Annotated in this window: 19 protein-coding genes and 2 pseudogenes; 15 read left to right on the top strand and 6 right to left on the bottom strand. The window is 58.8% G+C overall.

Features of this window, described 5'->3' with window-relative positions; translation table 11 throughout:
- The first annotated feature begins 10 nt into the window (after positions 1-10).
- The 15 genes from wecB (at position 11) to DQW77_RS16075 (ending at position 18960) form a co-directional block, all read left to right on the top strand.
- A complete protein-coding gene (gene wecB / locus DQW77_RS16150) occupies positions 11-1153 on the top strand; it encodes a non-hydrolyzing UDP-N-acetylglucosamine 2-epimerase (RefSeq protein WP_113259254.1) in 1143 nt (380 codons plus the stop codon).
- 4 nt (positions 1154-1157) lie between these two features.
- Positions 1158-2375 carry a glycosyltransferase family 4 protein gene (locus tag DQW77_RS16145; protein ID WP_113259253.1) on the top strand — a complete coding sequence of 406 codons (1218 nt, stop codon included), beginning with the start codon at positions 1158-1160 and terminating at the stop codon, positions 2373-2375.
- The gene (locus DQW77_RS16140) at positions 2372-4045 is read left to right on the top strand and encodes a heparinase II/III family protein (protein WP_147095000.1); all 1674 of its coding nucleotides are present in this window, start codon (positions 2372-2374) and stop codon (positions 4043-4045) included. The genes DQW77_RS16145 and DQW77_RS16140 overlap by 4 nt, the downstream gene beginning before the upstream one ends.
- Positions 4046-4193: 148 nt before the next feature.
- Positions 4194-6176, top strand: coding sequence for a bi-domain-containing oxidoreductase (locus DQW77_RS16135; RefSeq protein WP_258523888.1), 1983 nt, complete (start codon positions 4194-4196; stop codon positions 6174-6176).
- Positions 6177-6212: 36 nt separating this feature from the next.
- The gene (locus DQW77_RS16130; protein WP_181711310.1) at positions 6213-7058 is read left to right on the top strand and encodes an FkbM family methyltransferase; all 846 of its coding nucleotides are present in this window, start codon (positions 6213-6215) and stop codon (positions 7056-7058) included.
- An 86-nt stretch (positions 7059-7144) separates the two neighbouring features.
- The gene (locus DQW77_RS16125) at positions 7145-7804 is read left to right on the top strand and encodes a methyltransferase domain-containing protein (RefSeq protein WP_113259249.1); all 660 of its coding nucleotides are present in this window, start codon (positions 7145-7147) and stop codon (positions 7802-7804) included.
- Entirely contained in the window at positions 7801-8667 is an 867-nt protein-coding gene (locus DQW77_RS16120; protein ID WP_113259248.1) for a glycosyltransferase family 2 protein, read from the top strand. The genes DQW77_RS16125 and DQW77_RS16120 overlap by 4 nt, the downstream gene beginning before the upstream one ends.
- Complete coding sequence (locus tag DQW77_RS16115) at positions 8664-9830, top strand: glycosyltransferase family 4 protein (protein ID WP_113259247.1); 1167 nt, start codon at positions 8664-8666, stop codon at positions 9828-9830. The genes DQW77_RS16120 and DQW77_RS16115 overlap by 4 nt, the downstream gene beginning before the upstream one ends.
- A 163-nt stretch (positions 9831-9993) precedes the next feature.
- The gene (locus DQW77_RS16110) at positions 9994-11070 is read left to right on the top strand and encodes a glycosyltransferase family 4 protein (protein WP_113259246.1); all 1077 of its coding nucleotides are present in this window, start codon (positions 9994-9996) and stop codon (positions 11068-11070) included.
- Complete coding sequence (locus tag DQW77_RS16105) at positions 11070-12266, top strand: glycosyltransferase family 4 protein (protein ID WP_113259245.1); 1197 nt, start codon at positions 11070-11072, stop codon at positions 12264-12266. Before DQW77_RS16110 ends, DQW77_RS16105 begins: the two co-directional genes overlap by 1 nt.
- Before the next feature lie 47 nt (positions 12267-12313).
- Positions 12314-13408, top strand: coding sequence for a glycosyltransferase (locus tag DQW77_RS16100; protein ID WP_113259244.1), 1095 nt, complete (start codon positions 12314-12316; stop codon positions 13406-13408).
- A complete protein-coding gene (locus tag DQW77_RS16095) occupies positions 13405-14118 on the top strand; it encodes a methyltransferase domain-containing protein (protein WP_113259243.1) in 714 nt (237 codons plus the stop codon). Before DQW77_RS16100 ends, DQW77_RS16095 begins: the two co-directional genes overlap by 4 nt.
- A gap of 26 nt (positions 14119-14144) precedes the next feature.
- Positions 14145-15476 (top strand): lipopolysaccharide biosynthesis protein, encoded by a 1332-nt coding sequence (locus tag DQW77_RS16090; protein WP_147094999.1) that lies wholly within the window; start codon positions 14145-14147, stop codon positions 15474-15476.
- Positions 15477-15610: 134 nt separating this feature from the next.
- Positions 15611-17152, top strand: a complete 1542-nt coding sequence (locus DQW77_RS16085) for a hypothetical protein (RefSeq protein WP_113259241.1) — start codon at positions 15611-15613, stop codon at positions 17150-17152.
- 416 nt (positions 17153-17568) lie between these two features.
- Positions 17569-18960 carry a mannose-1-phosphate guanylyltransferase/mannose-6-phosphate isomerase gene (locus DQW77_RS16075; protein WP_404947943.1) on the top strand — a complete coding sequence of 464 codons (1392 nt, stop codon included), beginning with the start codon at positions 17569-17571 and terminating at the stop codon, positions 18958-18960.
- Between the two features lie 250 nt (positions 18961-19210).
- Here DQW77_RS16075 and DQW77_RS16065 read toward each other — a convergent pair whose 3' ends face one another.
- The 6 genes and pseudogenes from DQW77_RS16065 to DQW77_RS18645 form a co-directional block, all read right to left on the bottom strand.
- Positions 19211-20320 (bottom strand): ATP-dependent RecD-like DNA helicase, encoded by a 1110-nt coding sequence (locus DQW77_RS16065; RefSeq protein ID WP_113259238.1) that lies wholly within the window; start codon positions 20318-20320, stop codon positions 19211-19213.
- A gap of 241 nt (positions 20321-20561) precedes the next feature.
- Positions 20562-21062 carry a hypothetical protein gene (locus tag DQW77_RS16060; protein ID WP_147094998.1) on the bottom strand — a complete coding sequence of 167 codons (501 nt, stop codon included), beginning with the start codon at positions 21060-21062 and terminating at the stop codon, positions 20562-20564.
- 192 nt (positions 21063-21254) lie between these two features.
- Positions 21255-21773 carry a hypothetical protein gene (locus DQW77_RS16055; protein ID WP_113259236.1) on the bottom strand — a complete coding sequence of 173 codons (519 nt, stop codon included), beginning with the start codon at positions 21771-21773 and terminating at the stop codon, positions 21255-21257.
- Positions 21774-22214: 441 nt separating this feature from the next.
- The gene (locus tag DQW77_RS16050; RefSeq protein ID WP_113259235.1) at positions 22215-22631 is read right to left on the bottom strand and encodes a hypothetical protein; all 417 of its coding nucleotides are present in this window, start codon (positions 22629-22631) and stop codon (positions 22215-22217) included.
- Between the two features lie 379 nt (positions 22632-23010).
- Positions 23011-23169: pseudogene (locus DQW77_RS16045) on the bottom strand (short-chain dehydrogenase); the annotation flags it as partial.
- A 126-nt stretch (positions 23170-23295) separates the two neighbouring features.
- Positions 23296-23402: pseudogene (locus DQW77_RS18645) on the bottom strand (IS5/IS1182 family transposase); the annotation flags it as partial.

Here is a 23402-nt window from a genome sequence, read left to right as displayed (position 1 = left end):
CCGAACCTTCATGACGAATAAAACTCCTGTCCGTGTCACCTGCATCGTAGGTGCGCGCCCAAATTTCATGAAGATGGCACCAATTCTGGCCGCATTTGAAGTGCACGGCGACTTTGATGCTCGACTCATCCACACTGGACAGCACTATGATGTCGAGATGAACGCTGTTTTTTTTCAGCAGCTTGGTCTACCCGAACCTGACTTAAATCTGGGAGTAGGGTCAGGCACGCAGACCACTCAAACCGCTCAGGTTATGATTGGGCTGGAAAATGAGTTTTTGGCCAATTCACCAGACTTGGTGCTCGTTGTGGGCGATGTAAACTCTACTGTTGCCGCAGCGCTTGTTGCGGCGAAGATGCGCATACCTGTTGCGCATGTTGAAGCAGGACTTCGCAGCTTTGATCGAGATATGCCCGAGGAAATTAATCGGCTCGTTACCGATCGCATTTCTGATTTGCTGCTCACGACCGAGCGTGCCGCCGGTGAGCAGCTCGAACGTGAGGGCATATCATCAGAGGCAATTCACTTCGTTGGCAACGTCATGATTGACTCTCTTCTTTCCAATCTGAAACAGGCGGTTCCAATTGCAGAAACGCTCTCAAAGCGCGGGTTTGATCAAGACATTGTACATAGCATTTCCACGGAATATGCTTTGGTAACGCTGCACAGGCCAACAAACGTTGATAACTCGAGTCAGCTGTCGGGTCTACTTGACGTTCTATCTGACTTCGCCAAACGCATGCCGATCGTGTTTACGCTGCATCCTCGTACACGGGCTCGTATAGATGCAGCTTCGCTCAACGATAAAATCAATGGCCCGGGTTTTCACGTAGTTCCACCTTTGGATTACTTCGCAATGCTGGGCGCAACCAAGGGGGCATCGCTGGTCGTGACGGACTCTGGCGGCTTGCAAGAAGAAACTACGGCGCTGGGTATTCCTTGTTTGACTGTTCGTGAGAATACTGAACGACCCATCACGATCAAGGATGGAACAAACACATTGGTCGGCGCCTCACCCGACTTGCTGGCGCAAGCTCTTGGCTCTGTTTCGAAAGACAAGACAAAACACAGTCGAACACCTGAGCTTTGGGATGGGCACGCTGCTCAGCGTATTGCCACTGTAATTTACTCATATATTAAGTCTCTTTCCTGAACAGATGCATATACTTATTTTCTGTCATTATTACCCACCTGAGGTAAATGCGCCTGCGGCGCGCATTTCAGAACTCGCTAAGGCTTGGGTCGCGGAAGGCCACCGGGTAACCGTCATCACGTCAGCGCCGAATCATCCTAGCGGAGTGCTTTATCCTGGCTATAAGAACAAATTTTTCCAAAGCCATATGCTGGACGGCGTTGAAGTCGTACGGGTTTGGACATTTCTCGCTCCCAACGCGGGCTTTGCCCGACGTATTGGAAATTATTTGAGCTACATGATCACAGGGCTCATGGCTGTACCAAGAATTGATCGGCCTGATGTGATCATATCCACATCACCGCAATTTTTTTGTGGCCTCGCTGGCCTTGGCGCGCGCTGGATGCGGCGTGTCCCTTGGGTATTTGAGGTTCGCGATCTATGGCCTGAAAGCATCGTTTCAGTCGGTGCCATGAAAAAAGGGAAATCAATCAAGTTTCTTGAATGGCTTGAGCGGCAAGCTTACCGTCAGGCTGACCGAGTGGTATCGGTAACAGACAGCTTTGTGCCGCACATTATGAAGCGACGCGGGCGCGACGACGTTATTGTAATAAAAAACGGGGTTAATCTCGATTTATTTCACAAGGGTAAAGACGGCGAAGCTACCAAAGCGCGCTTTGGGCTAGAGGGACGAATTGTAGCTGCGTATGTTGGCACCCACGGTATGGCGCATGGGCTGGACACAGTGCTCGACGCAGCCGCATTGCTTGCTGACGAGCCGGATATAGGTTTTCTGCTCGTGGGGGATGGAGCCGAACGTACGTGGCTCGAAACGCGCGCCGAAGAGTTGGGTCTGGTCAACCTGCATATCGCCGGCCAGTTACCTAGAGACGAAATGCCCGAGGTTTGGTCAGCCACCGATATATCTCTGATAGTCCTTAAAAAATCTGACACCTTCAAATCGGTATTGCCATCTAAGATGTTTGAGGCCATGGCCATGGAGTGTCCAATCGTTCTTGGAGTTGAAGGGGAGGCGCAAGCGCTTCTCGAAGAAGCTGGTGCCGGGCTGGCAATAACTCCAGAGAATGCGCGAGAACTGGCAAACGCCGTTCGGAAATTGGTCATCGAGCCAAACAAACGTGCAAAGTTCGGCGCAAACGGGCTTGCTCACGCAAGAGAGAACTATGATCGTTCCAAACAGGCAGCGCGCTACTTGCGCCTGCTCAAAGAGGTGGCTCAGTGAGCCAACTTTCCCGGGCCCTGGCCTTTGGTCGAAACGTACCGCCTCGCCAGCTCGCCCGGCGTGTTTGGTTGGTGACGAAGCATAGAGCAAGCGACATGTTGGGTGCGCGGGAGCCTTCGCGGCCAGCGGTAAAGCTGCGCCAAGAACTGCCTAAGCCGCTCATGCTGGCCCGCGATGGGATGTTACGTCAAGAAGGTAACGGTTTAGTCTTCCGGTTCATCGGCCGGGAGATGCGTTTTGAAGATGGGCGTATAGACTGGACCGCACCAGGTTCAGGCGCGGAAAATCAACTATTGCGCATGAACATGGCCTACATGGAATACCTGGAAGAGGTCGATGACGGTTTGTTCGCAAACCTTGTGGACCAGTGGCTTACTAAAAATGCCACCCTGCATCCAGGGGCTTGGCGTGATAGTTGGAATTCATACGCACTGTCGATCCGGATAGTTGTCTGGTTGCAACAGCTCTCAGCACGCAAAGATCGGCTAGAACCGGCGCTGCTGGAGCGTATGACCGATAGCCTGGCCCGACAGGTTGGGTGGTTGGAACGACATCTGGAAACCGACATCGGCGGAAACCATCTCGTAAAAAACATCAAAGCTTTGCTGTGGGCAGGCGCTGCGTTTGAGGGCACACAGGCGCTGTACTGGCAAAGGCTCGGACGGCGCATGCTTGTGCGGGAACTTGAGAGACAGATTTTATCCGATGGCGTCCATTATGAGCGCTCGCCATCTTATCACGCTCAAGTTTTCGTCGACCTTCTGGAGTGTCGCGTAGCGATCCCCGACCAGCTACCAGCTCTTGACGCAGCGCTCTCCGGCATGGCGCAAGCGACCGCCGATCTTGCTCACCCGGATGGCTTTTGTGCTCAATTCAACGACGCGGGCCTCACCATGGCATACACACCAAGCGTCTGTCTTGACGCTTTTGTAGAGCTGGGATTTGAGCGCCCAAAGCCTCGGCGCGCCTTCGCATTCCGTGATGCTGGATATTTTGGATGGCGCGATGACCGCCTGACACTAATTGCCGACTGCGGACCCATTGCACCAGATGCTTTGCCCGCCCATGGTCACGGTGACGTCTTAAGTTTCGAGCTCTCTAGCGGCCAACAGCGTGTAATCGTCGATCAGGGGGTTTTCGAATATGTATCTGGACGAAAGCGTGCCCTCTCACGCGCTACCCGGTCGCATAACACACTTGCAGTAGCAGATAGTGATCAAGCCGAGTTTTTTGGTGCTTTTCGTATGGGCCGGCGTCCCAGAGTTCTTTTAAAGGAATGGGCCGAGAATGCTAAAGGCGTAGTGTTGGAAGGTCAACATGACGGCTATACCCACTTGCAAGGTTCCCCCGAGCACCACCGACGCATCAAGGTGTACGCCGACGGTATAGTGATCAGAGACCTGCTCGAGGCCGGTTTGCCCATTACCGCGCGGATCGGTTTCCTGCTGCACCCCGAGGTTGCGGTTGAACAGGTAAAAGACGGCATGTTTTTGCTCTGCCCACGCGGTGCGCCGACACTTATTCTCACGTCGACTTCGCAGATCGTAGCTGAAACTGCTGTATGGTGGCCGGATATGGGCAAAGAACAGTCTACTACGCGTTTGGCAGCAAACATCACCGATGCCCGCAGCGGCGCAGAGACACACATTTACTTTGCCAAGGCATGTTGAGAGATCATAGGCGATGAAGCAAGTCGAACAGAATTATCGTACGGGTCGACTGAGAGTGGCTGAGGTACCTGCACCACGTGCCGGACGTGGTGGCTTGCTGGTGGCGACACAGACCTCCCTCATTTCCTCGGGCACAGAGAAACAGTTGATGGACCTGGCCAAGTCCTCGCTCGCGGGAAAGGCCATGGCGCGGCCTGACCTTGTGCGACAGGTATTGCGCACCGCAAAGCGGGACGGAGTGCGCGCCACTGCCGCGAAAGTTTTTGCCAAGCTCGATCAGCCGATCCCGCTGGGTTACTCGCTCGCCGGAACTGTATTGGAAGTTGGGCGAGATGTGTCAGGCTTCATGCCAGGCGATCGGGTGGCGTGTGCCGGTGCAGCAATGGCCAACCATGCGGAAATAAATGCCGTGCCCAAGAACCTCTGCGCACGCATTCCGGATGGGGTCAGCGACGAGCAGGCAAGCTTTGTAACCCTTGGCGCCATTGCATTACAGGGCGTGCGACAGGCAACGCCGACACTCGGCGAACGGTTCGTGGTCATGGGGCTGGGGCTCATCGGGTTGCTGACGGTCCAGCTTCTCAAGGCAAACGGGTGTCAGGTGTTGGGATTTGATCCAAATGCCGAACGCGCCGAGCTTGCAAAGGAGTTGGGAGCGGACGTCGCCGTAAGCACTGGGTTTGAGGACGCAGTCGCCACGTTCACCAGAGGCGTTGGCGCGGACGCGGTCGTTCTGACAGCCTCAACTAAGTCCAGTGACCCGCTTAACCAGGCTGGTGAGATCAGCCGCCTTAAAGGCCGAGTGGTCGTCGTCGGTTTGGTTGGCATGACGCTGGAGCGCGACGTCTTCTACAAGCGCGAGCTGGATCTGAAGCTGTCCATGTCGTACGGCCCTGGTCGCCACGACCCGGATTACGAACTGGCGGGTCATGATTACCCCCTGTCTTACGTGCGTTGGACCGAACAGCGAAACATGGAGGCCTTTCTGCAACTGGTAGCGGAGGGGCGGGTCACGCCGGAGCGCCTGGTGACCCATCGCTTCTCCATCGCCGAGGCTGAAGATGCTTATGAGTTCATGGGGCAAGGCAAGCCACACCTGGCCATAATTCTGGAGTATCCGGAGCAGCCGAAAGAGCCTATACGTCGGGAATTCCAGAAAAAAGTAGCTCAGGCAACGGGTGGAATCGGCTTCGTCGGGCTGGGCAATTACGCCAAGGCGATGCTGCTGCCTGCCTTGAAGGGCCTGGACGGCATGACACTGACCCGCGTGGCGACCTCGACAGGGTTGAGCGCCGACAATGCAGGGGAAAAATATGGGTTTGCCAGCGTAGCGACAGATCCCGAGACAATCTTTGAAGCGGACGATACCGATACGATCTTCATCGCGACACGGCATGACAGCCATGCGAATTATACACAGCGCGCACTTGAGGCGGGTAAAAATGTCTTTGTCGAAAAGCCGCTGGCTCTGACCTTGGAGGAACTCGACCAGGTCATCGCGACGGCAGAGGCCAGCCCTGGCCTACTAACGGTCGGCTTCAACCGTCGTTTCGCGCCGATGATCCGTGACGCCAAGGCTGCGCTGAACAAAGCGGCGGGCCCGAAGTTGATGCTTTACCGCGTCAATGCTGGAGAGATCCCGTCCGACAGTTGGATACAGCGCGGCGAGGGTGGCGGTCGCATCGTGGGCGAGGTCTGTCATTTCGTTGACACCTTGGCGCATCTGGCCGGGAGCCTGCCCATCGAGGCCCAGGCGATGGCGCTGCGCGACCGGGACGATGCCGTCTCGATTCTGCTGCGGTTCGCCGACGGCTCGACTGGTACGATCCTCTATTCCTCCGTAGGCGACCCTGCGGTGCCCAAGGAATATCTCGAGGTGTTCAGCGCGGGCACCGTGGTGCAGATGGAGGATTTCACCCGTCTCACCATCACAACGGGCGGTAAGGCCACTACCACCAAGGGCAATCAGGACAAGGGCCAGAAAACCATGGTAAAGGCCTTCTTCGAGGCGACACGCACCGGCGGCAGCGCCCCGATCCCACTGGCCGAGCTGGTGGCGGTAACCGAGGCCACCTTCGCCATCGAGGAGGCGCTGCGTCAGGGCGGCACTGTGTCCTTTGCTACCGTTTAGATGCGTACCGCCGCATCCATCGCGTCAGGAGTTGAAATGAACCGATTTCCCAGAATGACCCGGCTGGGCTGGCGTCTTGGGCGCAGCCTGTACATGCGGGCGCGAGGCGAAGAGCGAAGGGGTGACATTGCCCGCAATGGTGAAGCGCATCTGCAGCAATGTGTGATCGCTAACGTGCCCGCCGAGGAGACACTGACGGTCATGGACATCGGTGCCAACCAGGGAGAGTGGACCGAGACCTTCCTGAGCGGGTTGCCGGCTGCACGGCGCGGCTCCGATCACGTGATACTGCATGCCTTCGAACCGGTGCCGGCCACGGCTGCAATGTTCCGTGACCGCATCACCAGATTGCCGGGCAACGAGATCGTGCAGGTCCATCCCCTGGCCATGTCCGAGAGCCCGGGTCAGGCTGAGATCGGGGTCTTTGCCGACGGGGCCGGCACGAACAGTCTGCATCACGCCGCCGATGCCCGCTCACCAGAACATGTTATCTTAATCGAGCTGACCACGCTCGACGCATTCTGCGGGTCTGAGGGCATCGAGCACATTCACCTGGCGAAATGCGACACCGAAGGCCACGACTCCAAGGTGCTAAAAGGCGCAAAGGCGCTGCTGCGGGACGAGCGCATCGACGTGCTGCAATTCGAATACAATCATCGCTGGGTCTTCGGTCACGCGTTTCTGAAGGACGTCTTTGAGCTTGTCGAGGGATTGCCTTATGACGTCGTCCGCGTCGATGAAACTGGGCTGACCCTGTTCGAGAGCTGGCACCCAGAACTGGATCGGTTTTTTCAGTCCAACTATGCGCTGGTGCATCGCCACGCGCTGGTTTGGTTTACTGTAAATCGGGGCAGTTTCGATGGATCGAATACGTATGCATAATCGATATTTCCAAAATAGATTCTCACCAAAAATGCCGTTTATCAGTCACTTAAAAGTGGCACGTCACGCAAAGGAGACTTAGGCTCATGCTTTCACGAACTGCCAAAGCGTCTTTCTTCGTTATTGCCGCCCCCATGATGCGGATAAACGGCGCACTGTATAGAGCAATGCGTGCGCCGAGATCGGGGGCCAAGGCGCATCTTGGCCCTGGGCGAAAGCGGTATCTGCCAGGTTGGATAAATGTCGATGCCAATATGTTTACGGGAAAATGCGACGTGTGGACAGATCTCCGATACGAACTGCCATTTCTCGACAATTCGCTTCATGCAGTCTATTCCCACCACGTCGTTGAGCACCTGCCTAATATTCGTGCACATTTTCACGATATCTTTCGATGCTTGGAGGCAGGAGGCATATACCGTGTCGGTGGACCCAACGGTGATTCTGCAATTCGCAAGTTTGTCGAGAACGACAAATCATGGTTCTCGCATTTCCCGGAGGATCGTCGGAGTATCGGTGGTCGGTTCGAGAATTTCATTTTCTGCGGACGCGAGCATTTAACTATCCTGACAGAGTCTTTTCTACGAGAGTTGCTTGAAGACGCAGGCTTTGTCGATGTCACCCTGCGCAAGCCAATTGTGGATTCCGGATACCCTGAGTTGTTCGCGGATGCCCTTGAACAAGAACATGAAAGCGACATGGACTGCCCGCATACATTGCTACTGGAAGCAGCTAAACCGATATGACCGATGCGCCGGTACAATCCACGGCACCCTTGGCCATAGTTATGATATCGCTCAATGAAACCCACAATATGCGAGCTGTATTGGAAAACATCAGTTCCTTAGCGCAGGAGGTTTTTCTCGTCGACAGTTTCAGCAGCGATGACACTGTGTCCATCGCCGAAGAGTTTGACGTGCATGTCGTGCAGCGCAAATTCACTGGATTTGGGGACCAATGGAATTTCGCCATGAAGGAATTGCCGATCACTAGCCCATGGACTATGAAACTGGATCCCGACGAACGCATCACTCCAGAGCTGACCACCGCCATTCGATCGGCGTTGGCCGCGCCCTCATGCGACGGATATACACTGGATCGTCGTCTGTGGTTCATGGGCGCAGCCATGCCGGTAAAGCAGCGCATTCTGCGATTGTGGCGCACTGGAACCTGCCAGTTCTCAGATGTGCTGGTCAACGAACACCCTCTTGTCGATGGGAAGATCGGCCACCTGACGGGCATTCTGGAACATCACGACAGTCCCGACCTGCATCACTGGTTTGACAAGCAGAACCGCTATTCCACGGCGGAGGCACGCACCGCCTTCGAGGGCCGCGCCCTGGCCGCCACGCCACGCCTGCTGGGCACCGCGCTGGAGCGGCGGATGTCGCTGAAGCGCGCCTATCGGCACATCCCGTTTCGCCATGTGCTGATGTTCCTCTATTGCTGGCTCTTGCTGGGGGCCTGGCGCAGCGGGCGGCCGGGCCTGATCTGGTCGCGGCTGCGGGCCACGGTTTTCCGCATGCGAGAGGACAAGCTCTACGAAATGCGCCGCCTTGGTGCCGCCTACGACAACCATACAAGAGCCGAGCATCGGCGCCGCAAATGAACCGCGCAAGCTGCCCCCGGATTCTGTCGCTTTTGGGTTGCTACTGGCCGGGCAATGAAGCCACCGGACCAAGCCAGAGCTTCCGGGCCTTCGCGACGGGGTTGCAGGGTGATTTCGATATCCGCGTCGTGGCGCGGGACGGGACCGGCACTACCTCCGTCGACTGGCAGACCGGCGATTTGGTGCCCCGGGCGCAACTGGCAATCGGTCGTTTTGGGGCACGCGGATTGTTGCAGCTGCTGCGCGACACGCCGCACGACCTTCTTTTCCTGAACGGCTTTCACGACCGCGAATTCACCATTCCGGCGCTGGTCTTGCGCAAGCTGGGCCTGATCCCACGCAAACCAACCATCCTGTCGCCCCGGGGGGAGTTCGCGCAGGGGGCGCTATCGCTCAAACCGGGCAAGAAGCGTCTCTACCAACGTGGGGTGCGGCTGGCCGGGCTGACCCGCGATATCTGGTTGCATGCAACCGCAGACCACGAGCGGCAGGACATCGAGGCCAGCGGGTTGGCCTGCCGGGGGATCCTGCAGGCGCCGAATGTGCGATTGTTGCCGGACCTGCCCGATGTAAAACCACCCGCCAGCCTCGGCAAGCTGCGGATCGCGTTTGTGGGGCGCATTTCTCCGGTCAAGAACCTAGAGTTCGCGCTCGACGTTCTGGCCAAGGCCTCGGTGCCGGTCGTCCTCGACGTTTACGGGCCGATGGTGGATCCGGACTACTGGACACGGCTGCAAGCCCGGATCTGCCGGATGCCCGATAGTGTCACCGTGACCGCGCACGGAGCCCTTCCGCACGACCGGGTCGCATCGACACTGGCTGCGCACGATCTCTTTTTCTTACCTACGATGGGCGAGAATTTCGGCCATGCGATCAACGAGGCGCTCGGTGCCGGCCTGCCTGCACTGATCGCCGACACCACGCCCTGGCGCGGGCTGCAAGCCGCCGGGGCCGGGTGGGATCTGCCGCTGGCCCGGCCCGAGCTGTTTTCCGCCGCCATCGAGGAGATGGCCCGAGCCAGTGCCCAACAGCGCCAGGCCATGCGCACCGCGGCCCGCCGGTTCGCCGAGGACAGTTTTGCCGCAAGCGATGCGGTCGCAGCGAACCGGCGCATGCTTAATCGATTGCTTGATAAGCGTGATCCCTGTGTAGACGATATATAAGAATATAGGATCCACCATTGTTCAACATGCTCACCACAGCCACGCCGGTCCGCCGCCAGAATCTATACTGCAAGCGATCCCGCATCACGGGCGCAGCTGTTCCGGAAATGGCCCTGACGCAGCCCTACTCCGGGCTGCGGAACAGTGCGGGAGCCATATCGCGATGACCGACTGGAGACAGCAACGCTGGCAGATCGGGGCGGCGGTGCTTGAAGCGGGCCGCGGCGGCATCGCCCGCGTGGCGCGCATGACCGCACGCACCCTGATCGAGGCCGGGGCCCGTACGGATATCTTCGCCCTCGCCGACGCGGCCCCCACCGACATTTCCGAACAGCGCGCCGGCGCCTTCGCAGGCAGCAAGGTACGCTTTGCCGCGGCCTGTCATGCCGCGGCCCTGACCCATGACTGGTTTCTCTACGACGCCGTGGGCCCGGCTCGGGCGCATCCGCGGCTGCCGGGCCTCAGGCGGCCCTACGGCGTCTGGATCCACGGCGTCGAGGTCTGGGACAGCCTCTCGCCCGACCGTGCCTGGGCGCTGCGCGGCGCCGATCTCGTGCTGAGCAATTCGCAATTTACCCTCGACCGGTTCCAAGCAATGCATTTCTCGCTGGAGAATGTCCATGTGTGTCGTCTGGCTACCGAAGATGATACTCCGCCCGCGCGGATGCCGCAATTCGATGGACCGCCCACAGCACTGCTGATCGGGCGGTCGGACAAGGACAATTTCCGCAAGGGCCACGCCGAGGTGATCGCCGCCTGGGAGCGCGTGACCGCAGAAATTCCCGAGGCCGAACTGCTGCTGGCGGGCGGGGGCGACGGGCTCGACCTGCTACGCGAAACGGTGGCGAAATCGCCCGCCCGCGACCGGATCAGGGTTCTGGGCTTCGTGCCCGAAGAGGACATGCCCGGGCTCTGGGCGCGCGCGCATGCCTTTGTCCAGCCCAGCTGGAAGGAGGGCTTCGGCCTTGTCTATATTGAAGCCATGCGCCACGGGCTGCCGGTGATCGCCTCGATTCATGACGCAGGCCAAGAGGTCAATCTCGACGGCGAGACCGGTTACAACATCGACCTGAACGATTGCGAGGCGCTGGCCGCACGCATCGTACAGCTCCTGTCGGACCCCTACCACGCGCGGGCCCTGGGCACCGCCGGCCACGCCCGCTGGCAGAGCCAGTTCCGGTTCTCGGCGTTCAGCAAGCGACTGACGGGAATCCTCGATCGCTGCACGGGAGATCGGTGATGTCGCACGGACGCAAGAAGCTGGCGATCGTCGTCTCGCATCCGATCCAGCATTTCGTCCCGTTCTACCGTGCCCTGGCGCAGGAGGAGGCCATCGACCTGACGGTGATCTTCTGTTCGCGCATCGGGGTCGAGCCTTATTTCGACAAGGGGATGAACACCACCATCGCCTGGAAAATGGACCTGCTGGGCGGTTACGACCACGTCTTCCTTCCGGAGGCTGACAGCATCACCTCGACCGGACCGCGCCAAGTTGACAATCCGTCAGTGACCACCAAGCTGAACGAACTCGCACCAGATGCTGTAATAGTACACGGATATGGACACCATACTATGCGCCGTGCTCTTAAATGGGCGCGCGTGCACGATGTAGCCTCGCTCCTTTTCGGCGATAGCAATTTGCACAACCCCCGATCGTTTTTAAGGCAGCTATCGAAGGAAGTTGTATTACGATTGTTGTTCTCACGAGTCTCCGCTTTTTTAGCCATAAGTGATGAAAACGAAAGATATTATCGTCATTATGGCGTTCACGAGAATAAATTGTTTCGAGTTCCCTTTCCAATTGATGAAGGTCAATATTTTAGAGTTCGAAAACAAAGAAAACAACTTCGAAAAAGACTCCGATCCTTTCTTGGGATACCCGAAGACGCGATAGTTATCGCAACAATTGGTAAAATAATCGACTACAAGCGCCCACAGGATGTAGTGGAGGTGGCTAGAAAAATTTCTAGGAACTCAGACGCTTATAGAGCCCAATTTCTAATGGTGGGAGACGGTCCTGCCCGAGCTGAATTCGAGGCTATTACACAAAATGAAGCATTGCCAATAACGTGGACAGGCTTTGTCAATGTTGACAGGCTGCCCGAGTTCTATGCAGCGTCCGATATTTTATTTCACGCGTGCAACATCGAGGCCTTCGGACTGGTAGTGCCGGAAGCATGCTGTATGGGTTTGCCGCTCGTACTTCCAGAAGGTATGGGTGCCCTTGGTCCGACTGGCGTCGCACGCCCTGGAGAAAACGTGTTGACTTACCCGATCGAAGACACGGTGGCTGCCGCAGACGCGTTGCTTAGTATGATAAAGTCACCCGAACTTCGCTCTCACATGTCGGAACTTTCATACAAAGCTTATTCTCTGAACGATATGAATAGATCGGTATCAGGTGTACGGGATGCTTTGACGCATCTTGCGAATTAGGTTGCCTCTAGAAATTAAAAAGATCAATTAATGAACGGTGGTAATTTATGATCGGAGATCAGGACGCATCCTCACTGCGCATTCTCGCGATTTCGGCCCTGTGGCAGGGAGCGAACGACTATGCCTTCGTGCGCGCGTTTCGCCGCATGGGCCATTCGGTGCGCGCCGTCAGCGAACAGGAATTCCTGCCCTCCTGGCGCAGTTGGCCGTTGCGCTTGGTCCGCCGAGTTCTGCGCGAGCGGATCGTGGAGGACTACAACCAGGCGCTTCTGCGCGAGGCGCGGATGCTGCGGCCGGATCTGCTGTTCGTCTTCAAGGGCGCGCTGGTCAAGGCCGAAACCCTGCGGGCAGTCCGCGACATGGGCACGATCTGCATCCAGTTTTACCCCGACACCGGATTTCGCGCCCAGTCTCCCCAACTTTGGGACGCGATCCCCGAATATGATTGGTTCTTTTCGACTAAGCTTGACCACGTCGAGGGACTGCGCGCCAGCCACGGCTACCACCGGGTGAGCTTCCTACCCCACGGCTTCGACCCAGAGACCCACAGGCCGATCGAAGCCTCGGCGCGTGATATCGCCGACTACGGCTGCGATGTCTCCTTCATCGGCAGCATCTCGAAAAAGAAGCGTGCCGCGATGGAGGAACTACTGCAGCGCGCTGGTGAACTCGACATCGCAATCTGGGGGCCCCCGACATGGCGCGAGCAGGGCGGTGCCGTGGCGCAAGCCTACCGTGGCTCTCCGGTCTTAGGTTTAGAGTACGCCAAGGCGATCAGCCTGTCAAAAATCAACCTCGGCCTTATGTTCGAAGGTAGCAGTGATGGCGCCAGACCCGACGTGTTGACGGCGCGGACCTTCGAGATCCCCGGAGCCGGCGGCTTCATGCTGCACGAGCGCACCGACGAGGCGGCAGAGCACTTCGAGGACTGCACAGAATGTGTGTTGTTCTCGGATCACGACGAGATGATCGACAAGATTCATTACTACCTCGCCCATGATGACGAACGCCGCGCCATCGCCGCGGCTGGACGCCAGCGCTGTCTTGACTCGGGCTATTCAACGGATGATCGGGCGCGCGTGATCATTGCCAAATTCCACGAATTGCGCACGCAAGACTCGAATAGCGGAGCAGACAGATGAGCGACAAGACAGATCTTTATATGCATTATCAGGACTGGAAGTCTTGGGGTGAGATGTTTGACTACTCGCCCGACCACGCGGGATATTTTGCGGCGGAACTGGCAGACATAAAGATCAGTGGAGCAGATGTTCTGGAAATAGGTTTTGGCGCGGGCAGCTGCGTTGCCTGGATGGAGGAACGCGGCGCCCGGGTAAGCGTGACCGAGATTAGCGATCGCTCCTGTTCTGCCGCGCGGGCGCGCGGGTTGGACGTTTTGCCCTCGGACCTCCCCTCGGTGGCCGAGGCCCATGAGCGGCGGTTCGACACGATCCTTGCATTCGACGTCTTCGAACATCTCGATCTCGAGACCGTCGGGGCGTACCTTGATGCCTGCGCCACGATGCTGAAACCTGGGGGCAATCTGCTTTTGCGCTTTCCCAACGCGCAAAGCCCCTTCGGCCTCGCCCCCCAAGCAGGAGACCCGACCCATCGGTCGGAATTGTCGGCATCCGTCATCAGGCTTATGATCACGCGGCGGCCTTTCGATCTAACACGCTACGCAGGCAGCCATATCTATCGCGGTAAGCCATTTTCTCCGGTCTGGATCAAACGTAGCGCCAGGCGCCTGATGCAGAAGGCGATCAGCGGCCTGCTGCGCTTCGCCTATGCAAGCGGCATCCACTACGATCCAGTTGTGGTGATCGTGCTACAAAAATCCGACCCGGCATGACTCTAACGTTTTGAAAGTTCCCCCGCGTGTCGAACCCGATGCCTTCCCTGATGCAAAGGCTGCGCGCCAGCAGCCTGGTGCGCAGCACCCTTGCATTGCTGGCCACACGCGGCCTTTCGATCCTGATCGGGGTCGCTCTCTCAGTGCTGCTGGCGCGCTGGCTGGCCCCGGAGGCCTATGGCGCATACCTGTTCACACTAACCATCGCACAGTTCCTGGCCATGCCGATCCTAGCTGGTCTGCCGACGCTGGTGGTGCGCGAAGTGGCCACCACCCGCAGCAGTGGCGACGCCGAGGGCCTCGCAGGCATCCTGCGCTGGAGCGCGGGATTCATCCTGGCGACATTCCTTGTCGTGACTGGCCTGGCCGCCGCCTTTCTGCTGCTTTGGGAAGGAGGCGAAGGCACCATGTCGATCCATGTCCTTGCACTGCCGCTGGTTCTGGCGCTGGCCTTCCTGCGGATGGGCTCGGCCCTCGTGCAGGGTTACGAGCATCCTTTTTTTGGCAATCTCGGCGACGGACTGATCCGGCCGGCGCTCCTGCTCGGGCTGGTTTCCCTAGCAGCGGTAAGCGGGATCCTCAGCCCTGAGGCGGCGCTCTGGCTACATGTGTCCTCGGCCACGGCCACGGCGGGCTTAGTCTTCGGCTATTGGCTGTTGGTCTGTCGGGAGCGGGTTGCCGTGCAGCGATCGCGCCCCCGGTACGAGACCCGCAAGTGGCTGAGCAGCCTAGTGCCGCTTGCTCTGATCACCGCGGCAAGTCTACTCAACAGTCGCCTGGACATCCTCATGGTCGGCCTTCTGACGGCGGCAGAGGACGTTGCCCATTACGGCATCGCGATGCAAATCGTCGGAATCGTTATGCTGGGACGGACCATCGTCAACTCTATTGTCGCTCCCAAGATTGCGCGTCTTTACGGACAGAATGATCATACCGGGCTGCGCCGCATGATCACCAGTGCCGCCCGTATTTCAACCGCAACAGCCCTTGTACTCTTTCTTGTTATCCTTCTATTTGGAGATCAGATCATCGCAGCGCTTTTGGGGGAGGACTATGCGGCTGTCTGGCCAATCGCTCTGATCCTGTGTGGCGGCAGTCTTGTCAGCAGTGCGATGGGCCCAGTCGGCAATCTCCTGAACATGACAGGGCACGAACGGACAACTGCCCGGTTCGTGTGGCTTTCTGCCTTGGTCAACGGCCTCATGAACTTGCTTCTGGTGCAGTTGTATGGCGCGTTAGGTGCCGCAATCGCGACGGCCTTAACCCAAGTCCTGTACCATTTCATCCTTGTTTTTTGGATTTCGACGCGGTTGAAAATCGACACCACAATCATTGGACGTAACCTTTTAGAACCATAAGATATTATTTTCTTCTTGGCCCATTTTTTCCAGAGAGCTGCACCTCCCTGCTTGCCTCGAGAGCATTTCCAAACGCCCTTTAAACGGAACACAGTTGTGAAGCATCCCGTCTCGACCCAGAATTGAGTAGCGCCATGAGCCAGCTTCCGTCCACACCGCCCCCCAAAAAGGAACTGCTGCGCGTTTCCAGAAACTATCTCAATACGCTCTACGCGCTGGTCCCTCTTCTCATGACGTACTGGCTGCTGCAGCCCGAGTGGCTGTCTCGGAATGTTGTCGACAGCCTCAACGCACTCCTGCCGATCTACTTTATGTCCGTGCTGTTATATCTGGCGTGGCGAACAATGCGCATCATGCCCGCCGCCATCTGGACGGGTCTGGTCTGGTACCCGGTCAACAGCGCCGTCTTTTACGGCCTCGGCCCGTTGGTCGAAATTTTCGGCAACGAGATCACCCGCGCGATCATGTCTTCGCATTACCTGAGCATCACCGAAGTCGAGCTGTTCCGCGCCCACAAGCTCAGCGTCACGGGCATTTTCATGGTCCTGCTGGGGCTGAACCTGCACATGATTGTCCGGCCCCGCGTCTGGATCTTGTCCGCGGCCCGACAAGCCGCGGGGCCGGTCTTCGATCCGATGAAACTGGGTATGGCCTTCCTTGTCCTGGGGGCCAGCTTCAAATATTTGCTATTGAAACCGGCACAATGGGGGATGCTCGACCTCACGGTTGCAGGCGTCCTTACAGCTGTGGGCAACCTGACAGATCTGGGTTTCGCCGTCATCGCTTACTGCGCCGGTCGCGGGAATCGTCTCGGAAAGATTCTGATCTGGGCGGGACTGCCACTACATGTTTTCATCTCCCTGCTGGCCCTCAGCAAATTGGAGGTTATCCTCGCCGTTCTTCTTCCGAGCATCGGCTATTTTCTCGGAAGCCGCCGCACGGGCAAGCTGATCCGACACCTGATCCTGATTGCAATCATTTATGCGGTCTTGCAGCCTTGGGTCCACCACGGGCGCACCGTCATCGCCGAACGCAACGGAGGAAACATTAACCTGGCCGGATACGGCGAGCGGATGGAAATCCTTGGTGGATATCTACTCTCCGGGTCGGAGCGTGAAATAGAGGGGGCGGGCGAAGAGCGCCAGGGCTGGTGGACACGGCTGAATTTCTCGGGCTCCCAGGCCCAAGCCATGAACCTTTATGACCGGGGCTTCAGCAACCAGACGCTGCACACGGCCTGGATGTATTTTATACCTAGGGCAATCTGGCCGGAGAAGCCAATTCTCTATGGTCCGGGCCTCAACTTTTACCGACTCTTAAGCGGGAACGATCAGGGCCAGAGTTTCTTAGGCTTGTCGATCTATGGCGACCTTTATTGGCAATTCGGATGGACCGGTGTGATCATCGGCTGTTTCCTGTTCGGTTGGCTACTGGGAATCACAGCGTCGCGCGCGCTTCGGGCGGTCCGGGCGCAGGAATTTGTAATGTTGCCCTTCATCATGATGGCCCTGCAGCTGGCAAGCGCGTCCCCCAACAAATTTGTCATCAACGGCGTCATCGGGCCGCTGCCCATCATGATCTTCTACTACCTGGTGCTGTCGAGCCTGCTCCGTGTCCTGCGCAAACGCTCTCATAAATCACAACCCATCTACTACGACCGGAAGTTCGAAGCGTAACCGTCACAGCTGGTAGCCCAGAGTGTTCCTGCTCCAAAAAGTCGACTGCAACTGTATTTCTCAGACGGGCTAATGGACCATTTCTGGCGAGATTCGCAGAGAGTGTTAACGATTGTGACGAGCTTTCGTGCAACGGCAGTGATGACCACATTGTGCGGTTTTCCGGCCGCGCGAAGGCAGTGTGCAAAAGCCTTCAGGACCGGGTTGTGGTGGCTGGCGACGAGGGCGGCCTGGAATATGACATGTCGCCGCGGACGTCGCCGGCCATTGATCGCGCGCTTGCCGCGCATGGCGCCGCTGTCATTTACAAACGGTGCAAGTGGGCCGGCGATTAAACGCTGGCCCATGGAAATAGTTGCTTATATTCAAGCTTAGACGCGGAAGTCCTTCATGGCGATGATTCATCCCCTCATGCTCTGCGGCGGCTCTGGCCGCTGTCGCGCAAGAGCTATCCAAAGCAGTTCACCAAGCTGACCGGTGAAGAAAGCCTCTTTCAGGCTTCGGCCCTGCGGCTGTTGGGGCCGGGCTTCGCCGCACCGTTGGTCATTACCGGGGCCGATTATCGGTTCATCGTGACCGAACAGCTGGCCGGCATCGAAATCGTCGCTGCCGCGACCCTGATCGAGCCTGCCGGGCGTAACACAGCACCCGCGATCCTTGCCGGGGCGCTGGAACTGCAGGCCCGCGCGCCCGGCGCGCTCATGTTGGTGGCACCGTCAAACCACGTCATTCCGGACGCGGATACGTTCCGGGCCACCGTGCAGGCGGCCATCCCGGCGGCAGAGGCTGGACAGCTGGTCATATTCGGTATCCGCCCCGACCGGGCCGAGACAGGCTATGGCTGGCTTGCGCTCAGCGAAAAGCCGGATGCAGAGTGCATCCCCGTGGCGCAGCCGCTCAAGAGCTTCGTCGAAAAGCCTGACGCCACCACTGCGCAAGATATGCTCGACGGGGGCATGCACCTCTGGAACGCGGGCATTTTCCTGTTTTCAACGGAGGCCATCCTCGCTGCTTTCGAGGCATATCAGCCCGAGATGCTCCGCCTTGTCAGGGAGGCGGTCGAGGCCGCAGAGAAAGACCTTGGGTTCCTGCGCCTGGCGCCGGGGCCCTGGGCGGACTGCGATGACATCTCGGTGGATTACGCGGTGATGGAAAAGGCCGACAATCTGACGGTCGTGCCCTATGGCGGCGCATGGTCGGATCTGGGCGGTTGGGATGCGGTCTGGCGCGAAAGCGGCCCGGACGAGAGCGGCGTTGTCACCTCTGGCCCGGCCACGGCCATTGACTGCCGGGACAGCCTGCTGCGGGCCGAAGAGGGTCAGCAGGCTGTTGTTGGCATTGGCCTCAGCGACGTGATCGTGGTGGCCATGCCGGATGCCGTGCTCGTGGCCCACAAGGACCGTGCACAGGATGTAAAGCTGGCCGTCGCCTCCCTAAAGACGCAAGCTGCTGCCCAGGCGGAAACGTTGCCGCGCGACTACCGCCCCTGGGGCTGGTACGAAAGCCTGGTCGTGGGCGGCCGTTTCCAGGTCAAACGCATCCACGTGCACCCGGGAGCGGCGCTCTCTTTGCAAAGCCATCATCACCGCTCGGAACACTGGATCGTTGTCGAGGGCACGGCCAAGGTTACCGTCGATGACGAGGTCAGGCTCATCAGCGAAAATCAGTCCGTCTACATCCCGCTCGGAGCCGTGCATCGCATGGAGAACCCCGGAAAGGTGCCAATGGTCCTGATCGAAGTTCAGACCGGCAGCTATCTGGGTGAGGACGACATCATCCGCTACGAGGACGTCTATGCCCGCGACTGAGCTGGGCTGCTTCAAGGCCTATGACATCCGAGGTCGTCTCGGGCCGGAGCTGAACGAGGAGATCGCCTATCGGTTCGGCGCGTCTTTCGCCAAACCGGTCTGCACTGTGCGCCAGAACGCGCCATGCGTGAGGATTCGTGGGCGAAAGATGCAGCAGCGGGCGCAGCCGATTTGCCCGCCTTGATGCGCTTGCGGGCAGGAACGCGCCCGCCCGAAGGCAGGCGCGAAGGGGGCAGGCGGTGCCGGCCCTTCAGATGACGAGGGTCAGCTTCTCGCTGGCCCGCGTGATCGCCGTGTAGAGCCAGGCCTGTGCATTTTCCCGGAAGACCTCGCTTTCATCGAAGATCAAGACATTGTCCCACTGGCTGCCCTGCGCCTTGTGAACGGTCATCGCGTATCCGTATCCGAACTCGTGGGACTCGCGCCGCACCTCCCAGTCGAGGCTGTTCTGCTCATTCGTGAAGAACTTGCGGTGAACGCTGATCTCGACATCTTCCGCGTCTTCGAAACTGTCACGCTTGACCATCATCGAAACGAACTCGGAACTGCTCGCGTATTCCGGCTCGCTGGTGACACGGACGGTTTCGCCGTTGAACAGGTCGATATCGTAGTTGTTCTTCAAGCACAGGAGGCGATCACCGAGCCCGGGCAGATCGCTCGTGTATCCAAGTTCGCGGCGGATCTGGCGATTGAGCTCGCCGACCAGCTCGTTGCACCCCGCCAGCACCTGGTCAGCCGCGATGATGTCCGCCATGTCACACTCGTCGATCGTAATGACACGACAGGCACCGTGGTCGCCCGGTTCGGGCATCCGTCCCTTGCGAACCTCGGTGGCCAGGCGCAGGATCGGGCTTTCAAGCGCCTGGCGATGAATCTTGGTGAGCATCACGTCCGGCCTGGTTTCCGTGAAATACCCCGCGCCATTGACCGGCGGCAACTGGGCCGGGTCTCCGAGCACCAGGATGGGAGTTCCGAAGGACATCAGATCCCGGGCGAGGTCCGCGTTGACCATGGAGCACTCGTCCAGGATGATCAGCGCGGCATCGGCGGCCGGGCTGCGGGGGTTGAGGCTATGGGTGACGCGACCGTCGGGCATCGTCCTCGGCCTATAGATCAGCCGATGGATGGTGCGCGCACCGACACAGCCATTCTTCTGCATCACCGATGCAGCCTTGCCGCTGAACGCGGCATAGTGCACGTCACCCTCGACACCATCGGCGATGTGCTTTGCAAGGGTGGTCTTACCGGTGCCGGCATAGCCGAAGAGCCGGAAGATGGGGTCCTCCTCGGTGTCGTACTTGAGCCAGTCTGCGACGGCATACAGCGCCTTGGCCTGCTCTGATGAAAATTTGTGGGACATGTCAGTTCTCCTTTCAAAGTTGAGTGCTGTCCGCCGAGTTCTCTCGACGGTGTGCGTTGATTGATGTGAATTGAAGACGGCGGCGTCTGTTATGACTGCCGTCGGCCGCGTGCAGCTGACGGGTGAAGTGTCTGTAGCTGGCGAAGGTGATCGTTGGTCGTGTTGGCAGTATTGGGCATATCTTCTCCGTTCCCGGATTCCGGGTTGTCTTTTGTGAATTTCAGTGTCTGCGCGCAGGCGATCAGACCACGTGGGTCTCTTCGTCACCCGCATCCCAGCGGCCATTGGTCCAGAAGCCGAGCTGCATTGCGGTATTGCGCAACCGGCGGACGCGGCGCCGCGCGTTTTCGAGCATCCGCGCTCGCGACTTGCCCGGCGGTGCGACGTAGACTCCGGTCCGCAGGCCCTCGATCTCGAGGAGCAATTCCGTGGCGCGTTTCTCGAGGCGGCGCGCCTGCTCGTCCCGCGGCAGGCGCAACAACCGTGTCACCGGCGGGAATGGCGGCAGCATCCTGGGGTAAAGAGGTGCCTGAGGATGCGCCCGGTGCCTTTCATGGGGCTCAGGCGTCCGCGACCCTCTCTTGTCCCGGATACGCGCGACCAGGTCCGCGAGCCGCGGATCTATATTACGGCCTGCATCCGTGCGGCGCCCGGCATGGGGTGCGATACCGGTCTCGGTGTTGTGGCCATGCTCGGGAGACATGGCAGTTGATCCGCCGCGGCGGGTAGGTGTATGCTTCATAGCAGAATCCCTTTCTCAGCAAGTTTGGGGCTTCGATGGGCGCAGTGGAGGCGGCTACCTCTGCTGCGCCGTTTTTTTCGTGGTGTCGTGGTTTGTGTTCTGGTGATCCTCCTTTCGTTACGCCCGTGTCGCTTTCCACCCGGAGATGCCCCGGAGATCGCGCGGACGACCTCCGCAGGAAAAGCCCGGGGTCTACACCTCGGTGATCTTCCACTGTGGCAGGTCTCGTCGGACATGCTTGTCGAGCTGATCGAGCATCTTGCTGAGCCTGACGGCCTCCCGGATCGCGGCTGAACGATCCATCGTGCCGGGCTGCTCGAGCTCGGACAGCCGTGACCGGAGTTCCTCGCGCTTGTAGCGGTTGACCGCTTCCGCAAGCAGCAGTGTCGCATCTATCAGCAGGCCGATCGTCGCTTCCGCGCGCCCCAGCGCGCCTTTCGCATCACCGAAGAGATCGACATTGCCGAACGCCTCCCGGTCGATGACAAACTCCTCGGGATCGCGTTCGTCATCGAACGGAGGCAGCTCGAAGCCCGCCATCGACGTATACTGGAAGAGGTCGTCCAGGGCCCCCGTGCGCTCCGACCAGTCCGAGAACGGTGTCAGGTATAGGTCCGCGGCGGAATCGCCGCCATGATGCCGTTTCGCTTCCGCCTCGCGTTTTTCACGCTCGCGCTGGCGGCGTTTTCTTTCGGCAGGTGACAAGGCCATCCTGTGAACTCCCTGATTCAATAACGTGACCGCAACTTAGTCACAGTTACGGTCACTGTCAATACCCGATCTTGCACTGCGCTGGTTTCCGAGAGTCCCGAAGCCTATCCTTCGGGGTCAGCACGGCACGCACGCTGCGTCCGTGGATCGACTGGCGCCTGCATGTCCGGTCGCTGCTTGCGCCGCCCCGCGCACCACAAGGCACAGACAGATTGCCTCTGTGCGCCGCTGAGAGAGCCACAGACTGCGATGGAGCGATCTTTGGTTGGAGAGAGGATTCGCCGAGCGCGTTGTGCGCTCACAGATGCCGCTGTTCGCCGTGAGGGCGGAAGTCCCGCGCCGGGGCCGGCTCTTCGCGGTGCCCGTGGTGTCTCTGCGCGATCAGGATGACCGCGGCCGTCGGATTCGAGCTTCGGCGACCGGACGACGATCACCCTTCGCTCACGCCGATGAGGTGCCTCGCATCGACAGATGATCGAGGATGCGGTCCAGGTCACCAAGGGTGTTGATCCGGAAACAGACCAGGTCGGCATCAGAGAGTTGATTCATAACCTTCAGTGCCGAATGGCGCCCGTATTGCCGCTTACCATTCGCGCCCCGAGTCGCAAAAACCGCGGAAGACGGAGCATGGCGAAATTCCAGTGATCCTTCGGCGACAAGGTGGTCCACGAACCATTCGGCGACCCAAAGGTTGGGGGCCGAACGTGGTCCTTTCTCAAACATCAGCTCGACGGCACCTGCCGTCCGTCCATGCAGCACGTATCGCGCCGCGAGCTTTCCTTGGTGTCCGCACGGGTGTTCCTCGGCGCGTTCATCAAGCCGTGCCAGACAAGCCTGTCTCAGTTCGTCGCGCGTCATTCAACCGTCTCCTGATGAGTTTTCGCTGACAGTTTTTCCCGAATGAGGCGCTCCCTGTCCTGCACGAATTCGGGAGGCCGAGCCACCGTCCAGAGGTCAGGCTTGTCGGAGATCAATTGTCGCTACCTGTAGGCATCACTCCGACCGGTGATCCGGGCTTCGAACGAGATCGCCCCCTTCTCAAGGTTCTCCTGAGCCGGGAGAAGCTGAAGATTGCCGAGGCGCATGGTGCACATGTTTCCCGTTCGCTCTGCTGTCCCCCTGATCAAAACACGGCCGTGCCGATCGACGCAAGCAGACCGAACAATCGGACAGGGAACCAAGCTTGCCCATTCCGAGCTCGCGCTCTTGACGATCCGGGAAAGCCTTGCGCTGCACCTCACCCGGTCGGCATCACCGTCAGCTCCGGCACGTTCGCACGCTCCGGCTGCTGCAGCGCGAACATCACCGCCTGTGCCACATCCTCGGCTTTCAGCTTGTCCGGCTTGGGCTCTGAAAAGAAAGGCGTGTCCACCATGCCGGGCGCGATGACGGTGCATGGACATGAGACTCATCGAGATCACGGTCACGTTCCAAAATGTCGCGCTCGCCGTCATGGGCTTCGAACACAATAATACACGCCGGCTGCTCGAACTCGGCCGTACGCGCTAGGCGGCGTCTGCATTTAGCTGATCCAAGCCATTGCGCATGCGAGATCAACGAAGGCTTTGAATGAGCTGACGGATTTCTCGCAACGCAATGCGATCCTGCGGAAGCGTTTGATCTTATTGA

It is taken from the genome of Roseovarius sp. TE539 (assembly GCF_003298505.1).
Taxonomy (GTDB): domain Bacteria; phylum Pseudomonadota; class Alphaproteobacteria; order Rhodobacterales; family Rhodobacteraceae; genus Roseovarius.
Note: the sequence above shows the minus strand (reverse complement) of the source record. Positions and strands in the feature narration are given on the sequence as shown.